Origin of the sequence: Myxococcus faecalis, from assembly GCF_050039385.1 — a bacterium.
Classification (GTDB): Bacteria; Myxococcota; Myxococcia; order Myxococcales; family Myxococcaceae; genus Myxococcus; species Myxococcus fulvus.
Map to the genome: position 1 here is coordinate 590,270 of NZ_CP144336.1, position 23,280 is coordinate 613,549.

Genomic DNA, 23,280 nt, shown 5'->3' on the forward strand with positions numbered 1-23,280 from the left:
CGCGTCCGAAACCGCCCTGCATGAAGAACGCCGAATGCGCGCCAGCGCTCTTCTCACGCGAACAGCCTGCGCGTCCGAAGCGGCCCTGCATCGGGAGGTCGCGTGAACCCTCGCGACGGTCTCGCGCCTCGCCGCAACCACAGATGTCCCGCCTGGGAAGGTCGCGTGATTACTCGCGACCTCCCCGCGCACAGCTTCGCCGCGTTCAAACCTGTCCTGCTTCAGGAGGTCGCGTGAGCGCGACGGACTCCGCGCCGGCGTGGGTCATGGCCCACGCGCAGCGCACCCCCACGGCCTCGGCGGTGGACTCGCCGTGGACACGGCTCACGTACTCGCAGCTCGCGGAGCGGATGACGGCGCTCGCGGGGCACCTGCGTTCCTCGGGCGTCTCAGCCGGAGACAAGGTTCTCATCGCCCTGCCCCTCGGCTCGGCGGGCGCGGTGGCCGGGCTCGCGGTGCAGGCCCTGGGCGCATGCGCGGTGGAGCTCGACCGTGAGGCGGGCGCGACATCCGTGGACGCCATCCTCGCGCAGACGGGCGCGCGACAGGCCTTCGTCTTCGGACAGGACGCGCGCAAGTGGACCGGCAAGCCGGGCCTGACGCACGTGTATGTGATTCACGCCACGCGCCCACCGGAGCGGATGCTCCAGGCGCTCGCGCCCGCGACCTGCACGTGGGTGCAAGAGGACGGCGCGGTGGACCCCGAGGCAAAGGCTCCCCCGCTGGCCGCCCTGCCCTCCACGCCCTCCGACGCCCACGCGTCCATCGTCTACACCTCCGGCAGCACTGGCACGCCCCGGGGCGTCATCCAGACCTTCGGCAACATCGCCGCCAACACGCGCTCCATCGTCGAGTACCTGGGCCTGTCCTCACGAGACAGGGCACACCTGGTCCTCCCGCTGCACTACTGCTACGGCAAGAGCGTCCTCCAGACCCACCTGCTCGTGGGCGGCTCCGTCTTCCTGGACCCGCGCTTCATGTACCCACAGGTGGTGCTGGAGGCGATGGCCCAGGAGCGCAGCACCGGCTTCGCGGGCGTGCCGCTCACCTTCGAGTTGCTCAAGCGGCAAGCTGGCGCGGAGGCCCTCTCGAAGCTCCGTCTGCGCTACGCCACCCAGGCCGGCGGCGGCATGTCTCCGGACACCATCCAGTGGACGCGCGAAGCCCTCTACCCCGCCGAGCTGTACGTCATGTACGGCCAGACCGAGGCCACGGCGCGACTGAGCTACCTGCCCCCGACGCGGGCCGCGGAGAAGGCGGGCTCCATCGGCGTGGCGATTCCCGGTGTCGAGCTGCGCGTGGTCGGAGAGGACGGCAAGGCGCTCCCCACGGGCGAGACAGGCCACCTGGTGGCGCGCGGCGCCAACGTGACGCCGGGCTACCTGGGCGCCCCCGAGGAGACCGCGGCCATCCTGCGCGACGGCTGGCTGTGGACCGGAGACCTGGCCTGGCGCGACGCGGAGGGCTTCATCTTCCTGGTGGGACGCGCGAAGGAGATCCTCAAGGTCGGCGGCCACCGCGTGAGCCCGGCGGAGCTGGAGCATCAGCTCGCGAGGCACCCATCGGTGCGCGAGGTGGCCGTCGTGGGGGTCCCGGACGCGCTGGGCGGAGAGGCGGCCTGCGCCGTGGTCGTGCTCCAGGAAGGAGCCACGGTCGAGGAGGACACGCTGCGGCGCTTCTGCAGGGAATCGCTGCCGGCACACAAGGTGCCCCGGCACGTGGTGTTCACGGACGCGCTGCCGCGAGGGCCCAGTGGGAAGGTGCTCAAGGCGGAGCTGCGCACCCAATATTCATCCATCGGTTCGTCGTGAAGGGTTCGAGAGGGGTCACACAATGAAGTTTTCCAAGCAGGTGTTGGAGCTGGACTGGGAGGCGAAGGCGGCCGAGCTGTCCGAGGGGCTGCGCGAGACGGTGCTCAAGAAGCTGCGCAAGCGCGGCCTCGTCGTGGCCATCTCCGGCGGCATCGACTCCGCGTGTGTCGCGGCCCTGGCCGTGCGGGCCCTCGGCCCCGAGCGCGTCTTCGGCATCCTCCTGCCCGAGCGCGACTCCAGCGGCTGGAGCTCGCAGCTGGGCCGCAAGCTCTGCGAGAAGCTGGGAATCAAATACCAGCTCCACGACATCGCCCCCATCCTCGAGGCCGCCGGCTGCTATCGCCAGCGCGACGAGGCCGTGCGCTCCGTCTTCCCGGAGTTCACCCCGGACATGAAGTGGAAGATTGTCATGCACGGCGACCGGCTCAACACGGACGCGGTGAACTTCTTCTACGTCGTGGTGCAAGTGAATGGCGAGGAGCGCCGCTTCCGGCTGCCTCCCCAGGCCTATACCCAGATTGTCGCCGCGACGAACTTCAAGCAGCGCACGCGGAAGATGATGGATTACTTCCACGCGGACCGTCTGAACTTCGCGGTGGCGGGCACGCCCAACCGTCTGGAGTATGACCAGGGCTTCTTCGTGAAGCTGGGCGACGGCGCCGCGGACGTGAAGCCCATCGCCGGCCTCTACAAAACCCAGACATATCAACTGGCCAGACACCTGGGCGTCATCGACGAAATCACCAGCGGCGAGCCGACCACGGACACGTTCAGCCTCCCCCAGTCGCAGGAGGACTTCTATTTCTCCGTGCACTACTCGCAGCTGGACCTGCTCATGTGGGCCAAGAACCACGACGTGCCCACGGACGAGGCCGCGCAGGTGATGGGCCTGACGCCCACCCAGGTGCAGCGCGTCTACGACGACATCGACCAGAAGCGCCGCAGCACGGCCTACCTGCACTCGCCGCCGCTCTTGCTGGAGAAGGTGCCGGAGCTGGAGCCGTTCAAGCTCGGCTGAAGCACGACGCCGTGCCAAAGAGACGGGAGGCGCCCTCGCCTCCCGTCCCTCGCGAACAGGGGCGACTACTCCTCCTCTTCGCAGACCTCCGCCTTCACCGGGATGTCCTTGCGCGCGTCGTCGCGCACGTAGAGATACCCCTCGCGGAAGTAGTCCTTCCCGCCCTGCACGCGCATCACGTTGCGCTTCGCGTCGGTGACGGTCCACTTCAGCGTCTCGCTGGAACCGCTCGGATAGGCCACCTGCAGCGTCGAGCCGCCGCGGGCCTCGGACTTCACGGACTTCACCTGTCCCTTCAGGTCATCCTGGCCGAAGTCGATGAGGATGGACCCGGCCGCGTCCACCGTCACCGAGGGCGTGTTCGCCCCGCACCACTCCTCGATGAGGTAGCCCTTGCCCTTGCGGCGCACCTGGAGCCACTTGCCGGCCAGGGCCTTGAGCGCCCCGGACGACGCGGCCTCGACGCCGGCCGCCTGCGTCCCACACTCCAGCTCGCCACCCGGCAACAGGCCCGTGACGACCTGTGTCCCCTTCACCACGCGCACGGGCACCACGTCCGGCAACGGTGACGCGGCGTGCGCCTCCACCTTGTCCCCGCTCACCACCGTGGGCCCCTGCCGACTCCCATCCAGCGGCTGCAGGCGCGCCTCCTTCGCCTTCACCGTGCACGTCGACAGCGCTCGGCTGAATGGCCGCGAGAAGCTGTCCTGTCCCGACCACCCCGCACCGCAGCAGTCCGTCCCAGGCCCCTTCAGCACCAGCTTGTTGGGCTCCAGATCCAGCGTCCATTTCCCCTGGGACTGGAAGGTCGTCAGGGCCCACGACTTCGGAGAGGTCTTCTTCTGGACAGCGAAGGTGCATTCACAGGCCCCCATGCTCTGGCCCTGCGGAAAAGTTGACTCGTATTGAACGAGCGTCTGCCCATCCCCCTCGAGCACCACGAGGGTGCCGCCCTGCTTGGCATAGACACCCGTGAGCGGCTGTTGCTGCGCGGCCGCGAGGCCCGCCCACAGACACAATGCCGCGCCAGTCACGAGTCCGTAACGCAGTGCATTCATTCGCGACTCCTTGTGTGGATTCACCCAGACAGGGCGACTCCTATCGCTCTCTGAACCTGGAAGTCAGGCCAAACCGACCTGGGTCGCCGCAACTCTTTTTCTCAGCCGCCGACAATCGGTCATCAGTCGTTTCCACACCCCTGTGTCTCCACTCGTGGAGTGACCCCATGTCTCCTCGCATCGAGCGCCGTCAGCAGACGAACTCGCCCACCTCCGTCCAGGCCGAGGGCCTGCCGCAGGGCCGCGACGCTCAGCTCAACCTCCAGCAGCTGTGGCCGTACATCGAGAAGTACGCGCAGAAGTACGGCGCGGACCCGAAGGTGCTCGCGGGCATCGTCGCGCAGGAGTCCTCGTTCAAGAACCACGGCGTGCACGCGGACGGCACGGGCCACGGGCTCATCGGCCTGGACGACAACGGCCTGCTGCCCTCGTTCGAGAAGTGGTCCGGCATGCAGGTGGGCCGCGGGGCGAACGCCAAGACGATTCCGCCCGAGAAGCAGATGGAGTTCCTGGCGAAGACGATTGGTGAGCTCACCAAGAAGCACGGCAGCGGCCTGGCCGCCGCGCGCGAGTGGCACCGGGGCGCGGGCAACATGAACGACGCGCGGGGCTACGACTACCAGAACAAGATCCAGAACCACATGAACAGCCTGTTCCCCGGCGGCAAGACGCCGAGCGGGACGACGGCCAACGTGCCCGACACCACGGTGGGTGGCACGGACACGTCCAAGCCGGGCAACAAGCCGGGGCTGACGCCTGGCAAGACGGACGACTCGCGCACGCCCGTGACGGGCTCGGACCGGGAGATCAAGAAGGGCGACACGCTGTGGGGCATCGCCTCCGAGCTCAAGGCCAAGGGCATGGAGGGCTCGCACTGGGATGTCATCAACCAGATCCGCCAGCTCAACCCGAAGATCACCGACCCCAATCTCATCCTCGCCGGTGACACGCTGAAGCTGCCGGGGATCGCGGGCAAGGACCAGAGCACCTTCACGCCGGGCACGAACAAGCCGGGTCCGGTGGACTTGAACCCCAAGCCCACGGGCCCGCAGGCCACGGACGGCGCCGCGCCGGTGACGGGTGACGGCCGCGTGGACCCGAGCAAGGTCCCGCAGATCAGCCAGTACAACCCGGCGGGCAAGAACGGCTCGTATACGAATGGCCCGGCCAACTGCGGCCCCACGTCCATGGCGCAGATCGCGCGTGCCTTTGGTTATGGCAAGGACATGACGGATGCCCAGCTCATCAACCACCTGGGTGGGATTGGCGGCACGTCGGGCAACGGCACGGACGTCAACGGCATCGCGAAGATGGCCAAGGCGATGGGCAAGGACGCCGTGACGAAGGGCCCGGGCGCCAACGTGGAGTGGATCGCCGACCAGCTCAAGCAGGGCAAGCTGGTGGTGGCCAACGGCGACTACCACGCGATGCCGCCGCACCAGAACGAGGGCCGCACGTCCGGCCACTACGTCACGGTGGCGGGCATGGATGCCAAGGGCAACTTCATCGTGCGCGACCCCGCGGACGCGAACGTGAAGACGATTACGCCCGAGCAGATGCGGCACTTCCTGAACTCCAACCCCAACGGCGGCTACCAGATGTCCATCGGGTGAGATGACCCGCGCCTGGATGGAGTGAAGTAGACTTCGAGCGGACCGGCACTCGGGCAAGGGTGTCGGTCCGTCCGCGTTTCCACACCCCGAGGACTCCCAAGATGACGCAGAGCAAGCAGACGCATACCTGCATTTCCTGCAAGAAGACCGAGGGCGGCGAGGTGGTCGGCTCCACCTACGTCTCCACGGGTGACAACGGGATGATCGTCCGCTTCTGGATGTGCGACGAGTGCGCCCTGCCGCTGGGTCCGGGCCAGGGGCCCATCGACATGGACGACCCGGCGAAGCCCCAGCAGCCCCGGAGCTGAAGCCGAGGGCCCTCGGGCGAGGAGCCGCGCGAGGGCCTGGCGCCCGGGGGGCCACGACGGGGTGGAGCGAGGTGGGCGCGACGGGGTATGGAATACGTGGTTGCCGTCCCCGTCGGAGAAGCCATGAACAAGCTACTGGGTCCCGCCTCCTTCGTCCTCGCCTCGGCCGCGCTCGCGGTGGCCCTCTGGGCCCCCGGGCATGTCGAGGCGCCCTCCCCGTCCCAGACGCCCGAGCCCGTCGCCGAGCGGCCCGCCAACCAGGAGGCCCTGGAGCGGCGCATCCAGGCGCTCGAGGACACCACGCTGAGCCTGTCCCGGCGACTGATGGAGCTGGAGAAGCAGCCCGGCACGGGGGCTGTGCCCACGGGTGGAGGCACCGCGGTGGCGGCGGGCGAGCTGGAGCAGCTGCGCAACGAGGTGCGCGGGCTGATGGCGGGTGAGACGTTGACGACGGAGGGTGGGCGTGAGGCGCTGAAGGACGCGATGCGCTCGGTGCAGCAGGAGATGCGCACCGAGCAGCTCAACCGGCGCCAGGAGGAGTGGATGCAGGCGCAGGCGCGCGGGCAGGAGCAGCGCCAGGAACGGGTGAAGCGGCTCGTGTCCGAGGCGAAGCTGAACTACTCGCAGGAGCAGGAGCTGACGCGCCGGCTGGAGCAGGAGGAGACGTCCCGCAACACCCTGTTCGACGAGGTCCGCGCTGGGACGAAGTCCGCGCGTGACATCCGCCAGGCCCTGCGCACCCAGCGCGAGGAGACCGACCAGGTCATGAAGGGGATGCTCGACGCGGACCAGCTGTCCAAGTACCAGGTCATGCGGCGCGAGGAGCAGATGAACTCCCGCCCCCGTGGACCTCGCGAGGGGCGCTTCGGCGACCAGTGACGCAATGACTCACACGGAGGTCTGTGCTGACAAAGGCAGACCTCCGCGAAACGTGTGCGCGAGCGCCATTCAATGTCACGGACCAGGACCGCCATTGCCATCCTCGGCAGCTTTCTCCTGGGGATTCTCTCGAGCTTCATTGCTCGGGATTTCATTCTGGACTGGTGGTACGGCCCCGCCCAGTTCGTCGTCCTCGACGAAGACATCGAGCTGAGCGATGGACATCGCCAGGGAATGACCTGCCCGGGCCCTCCCGGTGGAGGTGTCCTCGCGGGCACACCACTCGTGGTCCGCGCACATGGCGCGAAGAAGCTCGTTGAGCTGCGATTCACCTACTACGGGAAGGATCTCCCCAGCACGATTGACGCAGCCGACGCGCCCGCGAACAGGCGGAGAACCCGGTGTGTCAATCCCAGTCAGCAGAGCACTCCCGAGTAGAATCGCCGTCGCCCGTCCCTCCGCGCCATGCAGGTCGTCGGGCGCGCACGAGCCTCCGCACCGGGGCCGCTACTTCGTCATGGTCGGCGGCATCCGGCGCGGGTCGCAGGCAATGCCAGGACAACCCTTGCTGTCGCCGCAGCTCCCGTCGCAGCACGGGTACTGACCTTCCGGACAGACCGTAGGCCCCGCGTCCACCTCGGGCTCCGCCACCCGGGGGCGCTCCTCCGACTTCGGCACCTCCGCCGACGCGGGGGCCTCTGTAGCGGGCGCCGAGGCGGCGTCACGTCGCTGCTCCTCCCCGCCCCCTTTGCACCCGAACGCCCACACCATCGCAGCACAGCAAGTCCACCGCAGGGCCTGATTCCACGTCCTGGTCATCCGCATCCTCACTTCCTACCCGAGCACCTCGCGCGCGGGCCCGTTGAAAAACAAAGGGCGGCCCCGGAACACCTCCCGGGACCGCCCCTCACACTTCGCTCGCCGACCTCACACGCGGGCCGGCGGGCTCATTTCGTTACTTGCGACGACGGCGCAGCGCGAGGCCCAACATGGCCAGGGCCGGCAGCAGCGCGCTGGTGGCGCTACCACCCGCCGCCGTGCAGCCGCCGCTGTCCGTCAGGTTGCGCACCGTCACCGCCACGTCCACCGTGTCGCTGTTGGCCACGCCGTCGTTCGCCCGGACGCGGAACAGGAAGATGGTCGTCTCGGAGACCTGGGGCGCCACGAAGTAGGCCTGGGCCTTGTCCGCGTCGTCCAGCTTCACCGTGGGACCGGCGACCTGCACCCAGCGGTACGTCAGCTCGTCACCATCGGCGTCCGTGCCCGTGGCCGTGAGCTTCACGCCCGAGCCCTCGTGCACCGTGTAGCTGGACGTCGCGCTCACCACCGGCTTGGTGTTGGTGCGCGTCACGGTGACCGTCACCGTGCTCGCAGCGCTGGCCTGCCCCGCGGCCGTGGCCACCAGGCTGAACGTCAGGTCGACGGAGTTGCCCGTCACGCTCGGCGCCGTGAAGGTCGCGGTGGCCGCGTCGGCCCCCGTGAGCGTCACGGACGGACCCGCCGTCTGGGTCCACGCGTAGGTGATGGTGTCGCCATCCTCGTCGGTGGCGCTGCCGTTCAGCGTCACCTGGCTGCCCTGGTTGACCGTCTGGTTCTCACCCGCGTTCGCCACGGGAGCACGGTCCACGTTGCGCACGGTGATGGTGAGGGTCGCCGGAGCGCTCGAGGCGATGCCGTCGCTGGCAACCAGGCGGAAGGTGAAGGCCGTGTCCGCCGTCACCTCGGGAGGCGTGAAGGTCGGCGTGGCGCTGGTGTCGTCATCCAGCTCCACCGCCGGGCCCGCCGTCTGCGTCCAGGCGAAGTCGAGCGGCTCGCCGTCGGCGTCCGTCGAACCCGTCGCGTCGAGCGTGACGCTGCCCGAGCGCTCGTCCACCGTCGTGGGGCCGTTGTCCTTCACGCGGGCCACCGCGATGGGCGCCGCGTTCACGTTGTTGACCAGGACCTGCACCACGCGCGGGTGGCTGGAGTCCGTGCCATCGCTCACCACGAGCTGGAACGTGAAGATGGTGGCCGCGGGAACCTCCGCCGTGAAGCTCGGGGTCGCCGTGTCAGCGCCCGTGAGCGTCACAGTGGGGCCGCCAATCTGGGTCCACGCGTACGTCAGCGTGTCGCCCGCTTCCGCATCCGGATCGAAGCTCGCGGAGCCGTTGAGCGTGATGACGCGCAGCGTGCGCGTCCCATTCGGGTTGACGACGTACTCCGTCACCGTCTGGGAGATGCCCGGCTCGGCGATGGGCGCCACGTTGCACGTCCCGGAGCCCGCCTCCGCGACGCGCGAGTAGAACGGCGTCGAGTTGGTGATGCCCGTGACACGGATGTTCGCCACGTCCCAGCCATACGCGCCCACGAAGCCATCCGTGCCCAGGCGGAAGCGCAGACGCACCTGGTGCCCGCCGAAGATGCGACCGAAGTTGGTCTGCGCCGGGATGAAGCTGGGGTAGTCCGAGCTCATGCGCACGTAACCCGGCCAGTCACCGATGTACGGGTTGCCCGCGTCGATGATGCCCTGGTTCGTGAGCCGCGCCCGCTCGGCCGCCGTCAGGTAGAGGTACCAGTTCTCCCACGGCCCCTCATCGACGGAGACCTCGATGACGCCCGCGTCGAAGTGCACCCACTGGCCCTGAATGACGGCGGACTCGAACGAGTGGCGGTGGAAGAAGGACAGCACGAAGTTCTGGCCCTGGGCGACGTCGAACAGCGGCGACGTCAGGCGGATGTCACGCGACTCCGACTCGTTCGCCGCGTGCCAGTAGCCCGTGGTCGCATGACCGTTCTGCCACAGCGGACGGGAGTTGAACGTGGAGTTCGTCCAGCTCGTGTTCTGCGTCTCGACGTAGTCCGTGTCCGAGGAGTTGGCGACCTCGTCGTAGTTCACGTTGGGGCGGAACTCGTGGACCGTCGCCCCGTTCAACAGGGTGATAGGGAACGTCACGTCCACGCCCAGGACCGCGAGCAAGCCGTTCGCCTGCGTCGGCGCCGCCGTCAGGGAGACGGGAATGGAGGCCACCGCGGTGCTGCCACGCGCGATGTTGCCGAACGTCAGCGTGTTGCCGCCACCGAACGTCGCCGCGACACCCTCGCTCGACTCGTTGAAGGCCGCCGTGGCCGTCACGCCCGAGACGCTCTCAGCGCCCACGTTGCGCAGCGTGACGCGCAGGAGGCCCGTCTCGCCGGCATCCAGCACGCCGTCCTTGTCGCAGCCCACGGAGGAGTCATCCAGCGTGACGCTCACGACCTCGAGCACGTTGCCGGTCTGGTAGCTCTCCACCACGCCGATGTGGTCCGCGCTGTCGCGGTCCGCCACCCGGGCGCCGAAGCCGGCGCCGCGCTTGGCGAACGCCGCCACGAAGCGCTGGTAGTCGGCGGGGTCGGCCGCGGCGACGACGGACAGCAGCGCGTCACGACCCTCGAGGAAGGTCGGCGACGACGGGGTGGCCTTGTACGACGCCACCAGGTAGCGCTTCATGCGGTCCTGCGCCTCGCCGAACGGGTGCGCGTTGAGCAGGCTGGCGTAGCACTCCCACAGCATCGTGGCCCAGACCTCGCCGGCGTTGTGCACCTCGGCGTTGTTGGAGCCCGCGTAGTCGGGGTTCGACTTGACGTCGGCCGGAATCGCCGTGCCGTCCGCCATGTGGCGCAGCGTCAGGCCGTTCTTCGCCAGGTTCGTGCTGTACGGGACGCGGCGGATGCCCCAGTAATAGCCGTCGTTACGGCCACCGGCCTGGGTGTAGCCCGCCATGCCGTACGTGCCCTGCCAGTTGTTGTTGCCATTGCGGTCACGGTCCTCCTCGCGGACGGACAGCATCATCGCGTGGAAGTCGCCCCAGCCCTCGCCCATGGACCCGCCCTGGTTGTTCGTCAAGCCAGAGCCGTTCCCCACGAGGCGGTTGGAGATGTAGTGCCCCCACTCGTGCGCGATGATCTCGTTGTCGAGCGTACCGTCGCGATCCAGGTCCGCGTTGCGGCGCAGGCGGGCCTTGATGGTCGCCGACTCCAGCGTCGTACGCCAGATATCGCCGTCCGGCTTGGACACCAGCAGCGAGGGGATGGTGATGGCATTGTCGACCGCCGGGACGCCGCTGGCGCCCATCGTGCCCAGCGCGGCCGTGGCGCTGTTGGTGATGATGACGGCCACGGCGCCCGCGTTCTGGGCGTTGAGGACCTTGAACGCGAAGCTGCAGTCACCGCGCTCGATGAGGGCGACCTTGCCCGTGAAGAGCTTCTGACCGCCGTACGGGTCCGCGCCGGTCCCGTCCGCGCAGCCCCGGCGGTAGCCCAAGGCAATCGCCGGATCCTCGTGAGACGGAGGCACGACGAAGTCCGCGGAGACGTCGTACACCCGCGTGCCGAACGACGCGTTGTACGTCAGGTAGCCCCGGGCGATGGGCGACGGCTCGGAGACGACGAGCTCCGCGACGCCATCGAAGATGTACTGCTGCATGCGGGGACGTGCGCCGTCGGCCGGGGTGGCCATGTTGGCGTTGTTGCGGCCGCCGAAGTCCTGCGCCTCGACGCGGAGGCTGTCGCCCTCCAGACCGCCGCGCCCGTAGTTGCTCATCTGGGCGTTGCCAGAGGCCTCGTCGAAGCCCGCGTCGTAGAACCAGTCGTGCAGGAAGTTGGTGATGTAGAACAGGTTCACCACCGCCGCCTGCCGCTGCTCGACGCTGGACGCCGGGGACTTCGTCACGTCGAACGTGTAGTCGAACGTCCGCGAGCCCGCGTTGCTCAGGGACGCACGCAGGTCGATGCCCTCCTGGTAGCCGTCAGTACCGCCCAGGTCCGCGTACGCGTCGACGTTGTTGCCCGTCGTCACCTGCGCGTTGGCCGGCAGCCACGGGTCGTTCCTGCTGAACGGGAAGTTCTGCAGGGTGACCAGGTTGGCCGGGTTGTCCAGCGGCTCCTGGTATCCGTCGGGATTGCCCGTGGGGTGCGGCGTGGCGCCGCTGCCCTGGGGACCGTCGTAGGGCACCTTCGTCGCCGGGTCCGCCCAGACACGGTAGGTGAAGGCCTCCGACTTCGTCAGGTCGTGCTTGAAGAGGACCGAGCCATCCTGCGCGTTGACCACGAAGGCGACGTAGTTCGCGTCCGGGTTGCTCGCCAGGCCCGCGTTGACCTCCACGTAGTACGCGGGGACCAGGCCGTCGGGCAGCGGGAAGAGGACCTTCTTCGCGCGCGGCGCGTCGCCAAAGCCGTGCGTGGACAGGAGATTCCGGTCCACCTGGTAGTGGCTGTAGTCACCCTGCGAGCCCGCGGGCGCCAGCGCCCGGGCGTCCAGCGACGCACCCGTCACGTCCTGGAACGCGCGAGCAATCGCCTGCGGCGCGGAGACGCGGAAGGCCGAGGCCTGGGCGTTCTTCTCGTCATCCTTGTTGCGCGGCTGGAGGTAGCCGGAGATGGCCACGAGCTGCTGGCTCGGGTCCATCACCACCTTGACCTCGTTGCGGAACACCTCGATGCCGTTGACCCGACGACCGTAGGTCGCGATGACCGCGCCGTCGTTGTCCTTGGGCAGGTGCACCTGGCGCAGCTCCGCGCCATCCACATCCGCGGAGCCCAGGCGGTACAGGTCCGCCACGCCACGCAGGTGCTCGCGCGCCGAGGCGTTCACGCTCGCCTTGGTCAGGGGACGCGCGGCCTTCGGGGCCGACGTCGCGTTCAGGGCGCGCTCGCTGAAGACGAACGTCGGGACGCCCAGGCGACCTTCCACGCTGTTGATGCGCAGCCCACGCTGGGATGCGTTCGCCGCGGACGAAGGCAGGGAGCGATCCGCCGGGGAGCGGAGGAAGGCATCGACCGAGGCCCCTCGCGCGGAGACCGACGGGGACCACATCAGCACGGCGAGCACGGCGCTCACTGTGCCCATCCAGAGACGCTTCATGAACGACAACCTCTTTCGGGGGTTTGAGGAGGAGGGCCCCTCGCCGTCGGACGCCTGCTCGGCTGGGGCGTCCAGAGGTTATTTACTATTTTGTTATGAACACAATAGGCCCCCCTGAACTCACTCCCTCAGGGTGCCAGCAAACCCAGGATAGGCGCTATTCCTGACGGCCAATGCCAGGAATTCACGTCTAGGATTATTCCCAGACGCGAATTCGAGCACGCGGTGTCACCCGAAGGGGGGCCGGGCGTTGTGGCCGATGACGAGCATCTCCTCCGGGTGCGTCTCCGCGCGAGCATACGTCAAAAGCGCGGCGAGGCTGTCGGAGTGCTTGGGGGCGGCGGTCTCCAGCACCACCTCCTCGCGGTGGGGATGGAACAGGTCCTCCTTGCCCAGGTTCTGATCCTGCCACCGGCGCCAGCCCGGCAGCGAGGAGCCCTTCGCGGGTTGCAGGCCCACCACCTCGTAGCCCTCGGGCGTGAAGGCGCGGTGCAGCCCCACCAGCGTGGCGCCGGTGCCGAAGCCGCACACCACCCGCCGCACGGAGGGGAAGGCGTCCCGGACGAAGTCGCGCAGCTCGCCCGCCCAGCCCTCCACGCACCCCACGAGGGCGCCATTGGAGAGCTGCCGGGGCCAGCACCACCCCTGACGCTCGTAGCCCAGGGCCACCTCCCAGGCCTCGGACAGCCGGCGCACGGTGCGCACCTCGCCGCCGAAGCCCTGGTCCCTCAGGTACGCGGCGCCGGCCGTGTCGGTGAGCGCGAGCACGGGCAGCCCCCGCTCGCGGCCCAGCGCGTCGAGCGCGAGCGAGGACGAGGAGCCGGACAGCTCCACGAGTCCACACGCACCCTCCGGCACCGTCTCCAGGTAGCGGGAGAAGGTGAGGTACTTCAGACCACCGGAGGGAAGCTCTCCCCCCCACAGCACCACCGGCCCTTCGGGGGACAGCCGTGACAGGGGAAAGTGCATGGGCGGACCTCCCTCCATTGAGTGAGGGCCCCGCGTGGACTCCTCGGGCCCACGACGCAAGCTCGGCACCCTCTTGCATTGTCGGCCAGTCCCCTCCCCTCGCGGCTGTCATCCCGTGGACCGCGAGCCCGGCCGTCCGCCCGCCAGGGACACTGGCCCTGTCCCCGGGGGTGATGTGAAAGCGCTCCGGAAGCCAGGGGCTGTGCGATAGTGGCCCGCAGCGAAAACACATGCTGCGCCGGCTCCTCCCCACCCTCGTGGCCCTGGGCTGTGGGCTCCTCGCCCTCGGTTGGGGGCTGGTGAGCCTCCAGCGCATCTTCACGCGCGAGCGTGAGGACGCGCACGCGCAGGTGCGCTCGCGCCGGGACGCGCTGGCGCACGCCGCCACGGAGTCGCTGCGCCAGGTGCTCGCGCGGCAGTTGGAGGAGCAGGTCTCCGCCATCCACGCCGCCGTGGACAACCCGCTCGCGCCGGGCGAGGGCTTCTACCTCCAGTTCCGCGGCCACCAGTTCCTCCCCCGCCTCACCCGTCCCCTGCCCGGCCACGACATGCCCGCGCGCGCGCTGTACGAGACGCTCGCGGACCAGCTGCGGGACGGCGCCACGCCCGGCCCGTGGGAGGCGCGCCTGGCCCGGCTGCGCGCGGCCGAGTCCGCGCTCCGGGAGGGCAGCCCCGCGCGAGCCACGGCGATGGTGGAGGAGCTCTTGCGCTACCACGCCAACCACGCGCTGCCCGCGGACCAGGAGCTGCCGTTCCTGCTGCTGGCGGTGGAGCACCTGCAGCAGGGGGCCCGCTCCACGCCGCTGGTGCGCTCGCTGCTTCGCGAGGGGCTGCCGGAGGAGTTCGGCGGCATCGGCCGAGGCGCGGGGCTGCAGCGGGACCTGCTGCGCGAGCGCTCGCGCTTCACGCAGGCGGACTTCGACTTCCTGCAGGCGCGCATCCTCCTGTTGAGCAGCGCCCTGGGCGAGCCCATGGGGGACTTCCTGGAGCGCTCGAGAGAGACGGGCGCGGGCGCGCTGGTGATGCCCGAGCAGTTGGTGGAGCCCACGCTGCTGGGCCAGCAGTGGTACGTGGAGCCCCGGGGCGAGGTCGTCTACGGCATCGCGGTGGACATCGCCGCGCAGTTGGTCCCCATCGCCGAGGACATGCGGGCGCGCGGCCTGTTCGGCAACGGCGGTCAGGTGCGGCTGGTGGGCGACCGCCCGGCGATTCCGGTCCGCGAGCTGCCCGTGCGCGTGGACCTGCCCGAGTGGTCCCGCGCGGAGGTGGACATCGAGGCCCGCTACGGCCTGAAGACGCTGCTGGTGGCGGTGTGCGGCGTGCTGGCCGCGGCCATCGTCGCGCTCGCCGTCGTGTCTCAGCAGCGCAAGTACCGCTTCCTCGAGCTCAAGAGCGACTTCGTCGCCACCGTGTCGCACGAGCTGCGCACGCCCCTGGCCTCCATCCGGCTGATGGGTGAGACGCTGGAGCGCAGGCTGGCGCACGCGCCCGAGGTGCGCGACTACCCGACGCGCATCGTCCAGGCCGCGGACGGGTTGCACTTCCTGGTGGAGAACATCCTGTCGTTCAACCGCATCGACAAGGGGCGCTGGACGCTGCGCCCCTCACGGGTGCGGCTGGAGGAGCTGGTCAACCCGCTGCGCGATGACCTGGCCGCGGCCACCTCCACGCCGGTGGAGCTGACCACGGACCTGAACGACGCGGAGCTGGAGGCGGACCCCACGCTCCTGCGACTGCTCTTCTCCAACCTGGGCCGCAACGCGTGTGCGTACAACCAACGCACGCCGGTGCGCCTGTCGGTGAGCGCCCGGGTGATTGAAGGCCACGGCTGCACGGTGCTCTTCCGCGACAACGGCGTGGGCATCCCGGATTATGAATGGGAGAACGTCTTCCAGGACTTCTATCGGTTGACGCCTCCCGGACAGGATGTCCACGGTAGCGGCCTGGGACTGGCGCTCTGCCGCAAAATCATGAAGCTGCACCACGGCGACATCCAGGTGGCCTCGTCCACGCCCGAGGGCACCACGTTCGCGCTGACCTTTCACGAGCCGCGTCGATGACCACCACCTCCACACCCTCCACCACCCGTCCCACCATCCTCATCGTCGAGGACGACGCGCACCTGCGCGTGGGCCTGCGGGACAACCTGCTGGACGAGGGCTACGTCGTCTCCGAGGCGCCGAGCGCGCGAGACGCGGAGCCGCTCCTGCGCGAGCGCGAGTTCGACCTGCTCATCCTGGACGTCATGCTCCCGGGCGAGGACGGCTACAGCTTCTGCCGGCGCCTGCGGGCGCAAGGGGTGAAGAGCCTGGTGATGATGCTCACCGCGCGCTCGCTCGAGGACGACATCGTCCGCGGGTTCGAGGCGGGGGCACAGGACTACCTCACCAAGCCCTACCGGTTGAGGGAGCTGCTCGCGCGGGTGGGCGCGCTGGTGCGCCGTGCGGGCACGGCCCCGGCGCAGGTGACGACGTTCGGCGGGTACTCGCTGGACCTGGGACGCCGCACGGTGACGAAGCCGGATGGCACGGGCGTGGAGCTGACGCGCACGGAGTTCGACCTGCTCGCCTACCTCCTGCGCCACCGCGAGCGCGCGTTGCCCCGGGGAGAAATCCTGGACGCGGTGTGGGGCCGTGACGTGGTGGTGGACCCGCGCACGGTGGACAACTTCGTCTCCAGTCTGAAGAAGAAGCTCGGGTGGACGAGCGCCTCCGGTTTCAGCATCCACACGCTGCGCGGTGTGGGGTACCGGATGGAGGTCTCGTCACCATGACGCAACCATGACCAACAGATGGACGGCCCTTCGCCATCGCCCACCCGGGACTTCGTAGTTTGAATCCTGCGTGGACGGGGCGCTCCGAAGCCAAGACGCCCACGCCGGAGAGACGCCGCATGGCGTGGTGGACCTCCGGGAGCGCCCATCGGGGAGGAGGCCTTCCATGTTCAAGTCGGTCATCGAGCGGCAGCGAGCTGGACGTCTGGGTGCTGGGATGGGGTGGTCCGTCGCCGTGCACGCGGCGCTCTTCGGCGCGGTCCTGGTCATCTCCGCGCGGCCCGCCGAAGTGCCGCCCGAGCCGGAGCCGGATATCGTCATCAAGCTCGCGGCGCGTCCGCAGGTGGCCAAGGGCTACGCGGCGCCGGCGCAGCCCAAGACGCAGGCGGCTCCTCCCAAGCCGCGCAAGCCCAAGCGCGACACCTTCCCCACGCAGATCAACCCGATGCCGGTGGACCCCAAGCCCGTCGACGTGGAGCCGGAGCCGGTGGCGAACGCGCCGGACACGGGTGACACCGAGCCCACGGGCGTCCCGGGCGGTCATCCGGAGGGAGACCCGAACAGCACGGTCATCGGGTTGCCCTTCGTCCCCGGCTTGCCTCCGGGCGGAGTCGGCGAGGGCACCGGTGAGGACGTCATCCCGTTCGGCGGAGGCATGACGCCGCCGGTGCTCATGGGTGGCCAGCCGCTCGACTACACAGAGCAGGCCCGCATGGCGCGCGTGGAAGGCACGGTCATCGCCAAGTGCGTCATCACCCGCGAGGGCGACGTGCGCGACTGCCGCATCATCAAGGGCATGGCGCACATGGATGAGCACGTCACGGAGGCGCTGCACACCCGGCGCTACAGCCCCGTGAAGTTCCAGGGCAAGGCCGTGAGCGTCTCCTACGTGTTCACGCTCCGCTTCAAGCTGCCGCGCTAAGTAGGTCGCCACAAGTTCCGAGACAAATGCAGGGACCTTGCCCGTTCCCGCTCCGCCTCGGATTCGCTCAGGAACATTTGGCGACCTACTTAGTCACGCGACGGGGCCTCACAGGTCGTAGTTGCCCACCGATGACGCCGGCACCAGCACGTGCTTGAGCACGTAGGTCTTGAGGCGCTGGCGCATGTCGTCATCGAGGGTGAGCACGACCTGGGGGTGCACCCGGGCCCCCACCTCGAAGAGCACGGCCTGCATCAACAGGCCCTCCTCGGTGATGCGAGACAGCCGCTCCAGCGTGGGGTCCGAGCGGTCCGTCTCCCCCTTCTTCTTCTGGTTCTCGTGGACGAGCAGCGCCGAGCCCAGGCACTCCATCTCCTCGAGCGACGTGAAGTGCTCCTTCGTGGTGCCCGTCATCTCCTGGCGGTGTGACGGCTCTCCCAGCCACAGCGCCTTGCAGTTGGCGAAGGCGAACCACGCCGGGTCGTGGTCGGGGTCGAACTGGATGGAGATCTCCTCGCCGTCCCGCTCCGCGTAGCCACGAGGGACGATGACGTCCTCGCGCACCACCAGCCCCAGGCCCGCGTTGGCGCGGAAGAACTGGCGGATGACAGGGTAGCGAGGGTTGAGCACCAGGCACCACGCCCACGACTCCAGGGCCTCCTCGAAGCGTCCGAGCCGCGCGAGCGCGTTGCCCAGGAAGAACCACGAGCGGTGGTCATTCGGGTTGAGGCGCGTGGCCTGCTGGTAGTGCCCCAGCGCCGTGGCCGAGTCGCCCGCGAAGTACGCCGCGTCACCGCGGAAGTTCCACGCGAAATAGCACTGCGGGCACACGCTCGTGGCCTTCTCGTACAGCTTCCCCGCCTCCTCATAGCGCTTGGCCTGGAAGTGCGGCTCCGCCTCGTCGAGCAGCGCTCGCGCCTCGGGGCTCTCGGGCCACTCGACGATGACGCGCTCGCCCTGCTGTTCCACCACCCGGGGCGCCTCGAGCGCCTGCACGCGCTGCGGCCAGAGCTGGTCCGCCCAGCCACCCGGCGGTGAGTCCTTCCCGTCGATGCGATACGTCACCGGCGAGTCCTCGATGCGCTTGATGATTTCGGCGGGATTGAGGAACGGAGGCCGCTTCGAGGGCTCCGGTGCGGCGGCGGCCTGGGGCTCCGGGTTGCTCCTGGGGGCGGAGGCGCAACCGGCCACGAGCACGAGGCAGAGGACGGCGAGGAGGCGGTGCACGGGAGCCCTTTCAGTGAGCAGTCGACAACAGTCTACGCCCTCCCCGCGCCAGCCTCCTGGCTCCGGCCTCGAATCGAAACGATTTCTCCGCACGGATTCCACGGCGCGGCCCGGGCGAGTCGAGGCGCACACCCGTGTCAGGAGCCCCACCCTTGTGACGAAAGAGTCGCCCCCCTGGCGTGGACCCGTTAAGAGGTCCGCCCCTGGACTCGATCTGGAGATGTCGGACTTGGATTACGACGTGGTGGTGGTGGGGGCGGGGTTCGGAGGGCTCGCCACGGCGCTGGAGCTGACCCGGCGAGGTGCGCGCGTGGCGCTGTGCGAGTCGCTCAGCTATCCCGGGGGCTGCGCCAGCACGTTTCGTCGCGGCGGCTTCGCGTTCGAGTCGGGCGCGACGTTGTTCTCCGGCTTCGAGCCACATCAGCTCTTCGGTCGCTGGATTCGCGAGCACGCGCTGGACGTGACGGTGGACTGGCTGGACCCCGTGGTGGAGCTGCGCACACCCGGGCTGCGGTTGCCAGTGACACGAGACCGGGCCCGCTTCATCGAGTCCCTGTGCGCCCTGCCGGAAGCGCCCGCACCCGCGATTCGTCGCCTGTTCGACCTCCAGTCCCAGGTGGCCGGCGCGCTCTGGGCCCTGTTCGATGACCCGGACCTGCTGCCACCCTTCGACCTTCGCGCGCTCTTCCGTCACGCCGCGCGGCTGCATCGCTATGCGCCCCTCGCGCGGTGGCTCGGGCGTCCGCTCGGAGCGGTGCTGGAGCACCTCGGCCTCTCGCGCTTCACTCCGCTGCGGACCTACCTGGATGCCCTCTGTCAGATCACCGTGCAGTGCTCGGCCGCGGAAGCGGAGACACCGTTCGCGCTCGCGGCGATGGACTACTACTGGCGAGGCACGGGCCACGTCCGGGGCGGCATCGGACAGCTCGCGTGGGCCCTGGCCCGAGCGATGGAGGCCCGCGGTGGAACGCTGATGCTGGCGAACCGCGTGAAAGGCCTGTCCCGTCAGCCAGGACACTGGCAGGTCGATACCCGTCGAGGCGTGCTCCGGGCCCGACACGTGGTGGCCAATCTGCTGCCGGGAGGACTGATGCGCCTCGCGGGCCTGTCACCCGAGCGCGTCGGCTCGATGCGTGTGTTGTCGGAGCGTGTCGCCGAGGGCTGGGGCGCGGCGATGCTCTATCTCGTCATCAAGGCGCCCGACGCGGTGTCACGCGAGGCGAGCCACCTGGAGCTCGTGCGTGACGAGCAGGCTCCGTTCATCGAGGGCAACCACGTCTTCATGTCCATCAGCGGCGAGGAGGACACGGGCCGTGCACCCGAGGGACATCGCACGGTGACGACGTCCACGCATGTGCCCCTGCGCAAGCTGGGGGCGATGTCCACCGAGGAGCAGGGGCGCTACATCGCGGACATCCAGGCACGCATGCGCGAGTCGCTGGAGCAGCTCACGCCCGAGTGGATGCCCCACGTCACCAAGGTCCTCCCGGCCTCCCCGCGCACCTTCCAACGCTTCACCCAGCGGGAGTCCGGTGCGGTGGGCGGCGTCCCCCGTCGCGCGGGCCTGAGCCACTACCGACAGCTGGGCCCGCTGCGTGTCATGAAGGGCCTCTGGCTGGTGGGCGACTCGGCGTTCCCCGGACAGAGCACCCTGGCCACGGCGGTGGGCGGCGTGCGCACGGCGGCGAGCGTCGCGAGCGCGAGCTGAGCCGCCCCCCTCACTCGTCCAGCAGGCTCGCCCAGAAGCCGACCATCCGCACCATGTCCGCCGCGCCGGCCTTCTTGTCCACCTCCGCGTGGCTGATGAGCGGCGTGGAGAGCTGATGGACCTCCGTGTACGGCCGCAGCGCCTGGGCCAGCAGCACCGACTCCATGGACGGAATCACCGTGTCGCCCGCGCCATGCAGCAGATAGACGGGCGAGGCCGGCGCGGGTGAGCGTGCCGGAGACATCGACGGGTCCGCGGCGAACTCACGCACCAGCGGCAACAACAACGGCCCCAGCGCCGCCACGTTCCGAAGATTCACATAGCCCATCAACTTCGACGCGGGCTCGGGCATCCGTGTCTCCAGCACCCGTGCGTGCGCGAACGTCTCCTCCGCCAGCTTGCGGTCCGTCTGAGTCTGGTGCGAGGCCCGCAGGAACGTGCGGATGCCCTCGCGCAGCGGCTCCACCTGCTCGGGAGGCACCAGCCGGTCCGCCACGTTGAGGAGGATGATGACCACGCCATAGTCATGCGGCGTCAGGTGCGAGCCATCGGGGAGCTGACCGCTGCACAGGAAGGTCAGCACCCGGGGCAGGTCACCATGGCCTCCGAACGAGAGCGTGGAGGCCACCTTGTCCCGGAGCACGGGCCGTCCCGCTGCGACCACGGAGAGCCCGCCCGAGAAGCTGATGCCGAACAGGTCCACCTTCCCGCCCGGCGCCAGGTCCTCGCGGCCGCTCACCCACAGGGCCGCGTCCTCGATGATGTCCGGGAGGCGCGGGGTGATTTCGTAGCGCAGCAGGTCCGGCGGCTCGGGCGAGAGCACCATCTGCCCGCCCCGGGCCAGGTCCTCCGCCAGCTTCACCAGGCGCGGCTCGTCGATGCCATCCGCGTGCACGCCCGAGGTCAGCACCACCGTGCGCCCTCGCACCTCGCGCGGGCGATACAGCCGCGCGCGGACCTCGCCATGCCGGGTGGGGACCCGCAGCTCGCTCTTCTCGAACGGAGCGTTGCGAAACCCCGCCACCGCCTCCGGCACCGGACCCTGCATCCCGGCGGCGCGCACCACGAAGGACAACCCACGAAGCCAGTCGGCGCCCACGAACACCAGGGCCCCGAGCATCGCCACCAGGCCGATGCCCACCCACCGCCAGGTCTTGCGCTTCATGGGAACAGGTGCTCCACGAAGGTGCACAGGCGCTCGCGCTCGAAGGGCTTCTCCAAGAGCCCTCGCGAGTGGCGCCCCACGAACTCCCGCGCCTGCGCGGTGAAGGCCCCACCCGTCATCAGCCCGGTGCGCAGCACCAGCTCCGGCGCCAGCCGCTCCAGCTCCACCACGAAGTCCATTCCGCTCATGCCCGGCATCATCAGGTCACACAGGATGGCATCGAATCGCTCGCCGGTGGACAACCGTCTCAGCGCCTCGCGCGCGTCCTGCACCGCGTGCACCTCGTACACATCCCGCACCAGCCGGCTCACCGAGTTGCCCACGGACGGCTCGTCGTCGATGAGCAGCAGCCTCTTGCGCATGGCCAGCGGCACCACGTTGCCCAGCACCGGGGACTCCGGCGCGGCGACGGTGCCCACCGCGAGCGCGGGCAGCACCACGCGGAAGGTGCTCCCCCACCCCTGCGCGCTGCTCACCTCGATGCGCCCGCCCATCGCCTGCACCAGCGTGAGGCAGATGGACAACCCCAGCCCCGTGCCCTCCCCCACCGGCCGCGTGGTGAAGAACGGGTCGAAGATGCGGCGTTGCACCTCCGGCGCCATGCCATGCCCGTTGTCGCTGACCTCCAGCTCCACCTGGCCCGCGCGCCCGGTGCGCAGGCTGACGCGCACGCGGTTCTCCTCGGCCGGCCGCTCGGGCAACGACTGGAGCGCGTTGACCAGCAGGTTGAGCACCACCTGCCCCAACCGCACCTCGTTGCCGTGCACGGGCGGCACGCGCTCCAGGGTGCACACCATGCGCGCGCGGTGCGTCAGCTCGTTGCGCACCAGCCGCAGCGCGCCCTCCACCGCCCGCACCACGTCCACCGGTCCGTGTCGCTCCTCGTCGCCTCGGGCGAAGGTGCGCAGGTCCCGGACGATGGCGCAGACGCGGCCAGCGCCGTCGAGCGCCTCCGCCACCACCTCTCGCAGCTCCGGCAGTTGCTCGGCGGACAGCTCCGGCAGCGCGAGCAGATCCCTCACGTACGCGAGGTTGGAGCTGACATAGGCCAGCGGGTTGTTGATTTCGTGCGCCACGCCTGCGGCCAGCGTGCCCACCGACGCCATCCGCTCGGCGAGCAGCAGCTGCGACTCCAGGCGCTTCTGGTCGGTGATGTCCCGGATGATGCAGACGAGGAAGGCCTCCCCGGCGCCGTCGAACCCGGCCTTCTTCGTCACCAGGACGCGGGCCAGCCCCGTCCTGTCGGTGAGCGTCTCCTCGCTCTCGTCGGGGCCCCCCGTGAGGAAGACCCGCTCGTCGTTGCGCCAGAAGCTGTCCGCCTCGTGCGCGGCGACGAACTCGTGGTCGGAGCGCCCCAGCAGCGCCTCCGCCGGATGTCCCATGACGCGGCAGAAGGCCTGGTTGACCGCCACCCAGCGGTGCTGCCGGTCCTTGACGAAGAGCGGCTCCGGCACCGCGTCCAGCGCGCTGCGCAGGAACGTGTTGGCGCGGCGCAGGGCCCGGACATCATGCGCCTCCGTGTCCGAGGCCAGCCGTCGACGCAGCGCCACCACCCGCGCGCCCCAGCCCGGGCCCACCGAGGCCACGCACTCGTCGGCGCCCGCCTCCGCCAGCGCCTCGGTCTGCGCATCGTCCCGCGAGGTGAGCACCACCAGGTGCGTGCGGGCCACCACGCGCAGCGCATGCAGGCGGCGCACGTCCTCGAGCAGGGCGTCCAGCGGCCCTCCCGCATCCCACGCCACCAGCAGCCCCTCCTCCACCGGAGCGGCGATGACATCGGCCCCCGTCACGCTCAACACATGGCAGGACGGGCTCGCCCCCGACGCGCGCAGGCCGCGCTCCACCGCTTCCACCACCGCCGCAGGCACCGACACCAGTGTCGCGAGCACCGCATCACGCTCCTCGGCCCGGGCAGGCCCTGATGTCCCCGTGGAATTCACACGCAGACACC

General features: G+C 69.5%; 15 protein-coding genes. 9 read left to right on the forward strand and 6 right to left on the reverse strand.

Annotated features, from left to right (window positions below; genetic code table 11):
* The first annotated feature begins 233 nt into the window (after nt 1–233).
* Entirely contained in the window at nt 234–1,811 is a 1,578-nt protein-coding gene (locus VZQ01_RS02190) for a class I adenylate-forming enzyme family protein (RefSeq protein ID WP_426746811.1), read from the forward strand.
* A 22-nt stretch (nt 1,812–1,833) separates the two neighbouring features.
* Nucleotides 1,834–2,829 (forward strand): NAD(+) synthase, encoded by a 996-nt coding sequence (gene nadE / locus VZQ01_RS02195; protein WP_223746882.1) that lies wholly within the window; start codon nt 1,834–1,836, stop codon nt 2,827–2,829.
* A gap of 65 nt (nt 2,830–2,894) precedes the next feature.
* On the opposite strand, the gene VZQ01_RS02200 is transcribed toward nadE, so the two are convergent.
* Nucleotides 2,895–3,887, reverse strand: a complete 993-nt coding sequence (locus tag VZQ01_RS02200; RefSeq protein WP_426746812.1) for a hypothetical protein — start codon at nt 3,885–3,887, stop codon at nt 2,895–2,897.
* A gap of 167 nt (nt 3,888–4,054) precedes the next feature.
* Between VZQ01_RS02200 and VZQ01_RS02205 the strand changes: the two genes are divergently transcribed.
* The 3 genes from VZQ01_RS02205 (at nt 4,055) to VZQ01_RS02215 (ending at nt 6,687) form a co-directional block, all read left to right on the forward strand.
* On the forward strand, nt 4,055–5,500 hold the full coding sequence (locus VZQ01_RS02205) for a C39 family peptidase (RefSeq protein WP_426746813.1): 1,446 nt from the start codon (nt 4,055–4,057) through the stop codon (nt 5,498–5,500).
* A 101-nt stretch (nt 5,501–5,601) separates the two neighbouring features.
* On the forward strand, nt 5,602–5,808 hold the full coding sequence (locus VZQ01_RS02210) for a hypothetical protein (RefSeq protein WP_426746814.1): 207 nt from the start codon (nt 5,602–5,604) through the stop codon (nt 5,806–5,808).
* A 123-nt stretch (nt 5,809–5,931) separates the two neighbouring features.
* On the forward strand, nt 5,932–6,687 hold the full coding sequence (locus VZQ01_RS02215) for a hypothetical protein (RefSeq protein ID WP_426746815.1): 756 nt from the start codon (nt 5,932–5,934) through the stop codon (nt 6,685–6,687).
* A 955-nt stretch (nt 6,688–7,642) separates the two neighbouring features.
* Here VZQ01_RS02215 and VZQ01_RS02220 read toward each other — a convergent pair.
* Together VZQ01_RS02220 and VZQ01_RS02225 are read right to left on the reverse strand one after the other, a co-directional pair.
* Entirely contained in the window at nt 7,643–12,565 is a 4,923-nt protein-coding gene (locus VZQ01_RS02220) for a myxosortase-dependent M36 family metallopeptidase (RefSeq protein ID WP_426746816.1), read from the reverse strand.
* 228 nt (nt 12,566–12,793) lie between these two features.
* Nucleotides 12,794–13,534, reverse strand: a complete 741-nt coding sequence (locus VZQ01_RS02225) for a pyridoxal-phosphate dependent enzyme (protein WP_426746817.1) — start codon at nt 13,532–13,534, stop codon at nt 12,794–12,796.
* A 230-nt stretch (nt 13,535–13,764) separates the two neighbouring features.
* Here VZQ01_RS02225 and VZQ01_RS02230 point away from each other — a divergent pair, with 230 nt between their 5' ends.
* The 3 genes from VZQ01_RS02230 to VZQ01_RS02240 all read left to right on the forward strand — a co-directional run bounded on the left by VZQ01_RS02230 (nt 13,765) and on the right by VZQ01_RS02240 (nt 17,229).
* Entirely contained in the window at nt 13,765–15,594 is a 1,830-nt protein-coding gene (locus tag VZQ01_RS02230) for a sensor histidine kinase (RefSeq protein ID WP_223782935.1), read from the forward strand.
* Complete coding sequence (locus VZQ01_RS02235) at nt 15,591–16,307, forward strand: response regulator transcription factor (RefSeq protein WP_223746875.1); 717 nt, start codon at nt 15,591–15,593, stop codon at nt 16,305–16,307. The genes VZQ01_RS02230 and VZQ01_RS02235 overlap by 4 nt, the downstream gene beginning before the upstream one ends.
* Nucleotides 16,308–16,473: 166 nt before the next feature.
* Nucleotides 16,474–17,229, forward strand: a complete 756-nt coding sequence (locus VZQ01_RS02240; protein WP_426746818.1) for an energy transducer TonB — start codon at nt 16,474–16,476, stop codon at nt 17,227–17,229.
* Between the two features lie 108 nt (nt 17,230–17,337).
* On the opposite strand, the gene VZQ01_RS02245 is transcribed toward VZQ01_RS02240, so the two are convergent.
* Complete coding sequence (locus VZQ01_RS02245; RefSeq protein ID WP_426746819.1) at nt 17,338–18,456, reverse strand: tetratricopeptide repeat protein; 1,119 nt, start codon at nt 18,454–18,456, stop codon at nt 17,338–17,340.
* A 220-nt stretch (nt 18,457–18,676) separates the two neighbouring features.
* On the opposite strand from VZQ01_RS02245, the gene VZQ01_RS02250 reads away from it, so the two are divergent.
* Nucleotides 18,677–20,164, forward strand: a complete 1,488-nt coding sequence (locus VZQ01_RS02250) for a phytoene desaturase family protein (protein ID WP_426746820.1) — start codon at nt 18,677–18,679, stop codon at nt 20,162–20,164.
* A 10-nt stretch (nt 20,165–20,174) separates the two neighbouring features.
* Here VZQ01_RS02250 and VZQ01_RS02255 read toward each other — a convergent pair whose 3' ends face one another.
* The gene (locus VZQ01_RS02255) at nt 20,175–21,329 is read right to left on the reverse strand and encodes a hypothetical protein (RefSeq protein ID WP_426746821.1); all 1,155 of its coding nucleotides are present in this window, start codon (nt 21,327–21,329) and stop codon (nt 20,175–20,177) included.
* The gene (locus VZQ01_RS02260; protein WP_426746822.1) at nt 21,326–23,218 is read right to left on the reverse strand and encodes a hybrid sensor histidine kinase/response regulator; all 1,893 of its coding nucleotides are present in this window, start codon (nt 23,216–23,218) and stop codon (nt 21,326–21,328) included. Before VZQ01_RS02260 ends, VZQ01_RS02255 begins: the two co-directional genes overlap by 4 nt.
* Between the last annotated feature and the right edge of the window lie 62 nt (nt 23,219–23,280).

What these genes read in the sequence shown, in the direction of transcription:
- VZQ01_RS02235 (WP_223746875.1), top strand. Translation starts at nt 15,591, where the DNA reads ATGACCACCACCTCCACACCCTCCACCACCCGTCCCACCATCCTCATC.
- VZQ01_RS02200 (WP_426746812.1), bottom strand. Translation starts at nt 3,887, where the DNA reads ATGAATGCACTGCGTTACGGACTCGTGACTGGCGCGGCATTGTGTCTG.
- nadE (WP_223746882.1), top strand. Translation starts at nt 1,834, where the DNA reads ATGAAGTTTTCCAAGCAGGTGTTGGAGCTGGACTGGGAGGCGAAGGCG.
- VZQ01_RS02220 (WP_426746816.1), bottom strand. Translation starts at nt 12,565, where the DNA reads ATGAAGCGTCTCTGGATGGGCACAGTGAGCGCCGTGCTCGCCGTGCTG.
- VZQ01_RS02240 (WP_426746818.1), top strand. Translation starts at nt 16,474, where the DNA reads ATGTTCAAGTCGGTCATCGAGCGGCAGCGAGCTGGACGTCTGGGTGCT.
- VZQ01_RS02210 (WP_426746814.1), top strand. Translation starts at nt 5,602, where the DNA reads ATGACGCAGAGCAAGCAGACGCATACCTGCATTTCCTGCAAGAAGACC.
- VZQ01_RS02250 (WP_426746820.1), top strand. Translation starts at nt 18,677, where the DNA reads ATGTCGGACTTGGATTACGACGTGGTGGTGGTGGGGGCGGGGTTCGGA.
- VZQ01_RS02205 (WP_426746813.1), top strand. Translation starts at nt 4,055, where the DNA reads ATGTCTCCTCGCATCGAGCGCCGTCAGCAGACGAACTCGCCCACCTCC.
- VZQ01_RS02225 (WP_426746817.1), bottom strand. Translation starts at nt 13,534, where the DNA reads ATGCACTTTCCCCTGTCACGGCTGTCCCCCGAAGGGCCGGTGGTGCTG.
- VZQ01_RS02230 (WP_223782935.1), top strand. Translation starts at nt 13,765, where the DNA reads ATGCTGCGCCGGCTCCTCCCCACCCTCGTGGCCCTGGGCTGTGGGCTC.
- VZQ01_RS02215 (WP_426746815.1), top strand. Translation starts at nt 5,932, where the DNA reads ATGAACAAGCTACTGGGTCCCGCCTCCTTCGTCCTCGCCTCGGCCGCG.
- VZQ01_RS02255 (WP_426746821.1), bottom strand. Translation starts at nt 21,329, where the DNA reads ATGAAGCGCAAGACCTGGCGGTGGGTGGGCATCGGCCTGGTGGCGATG.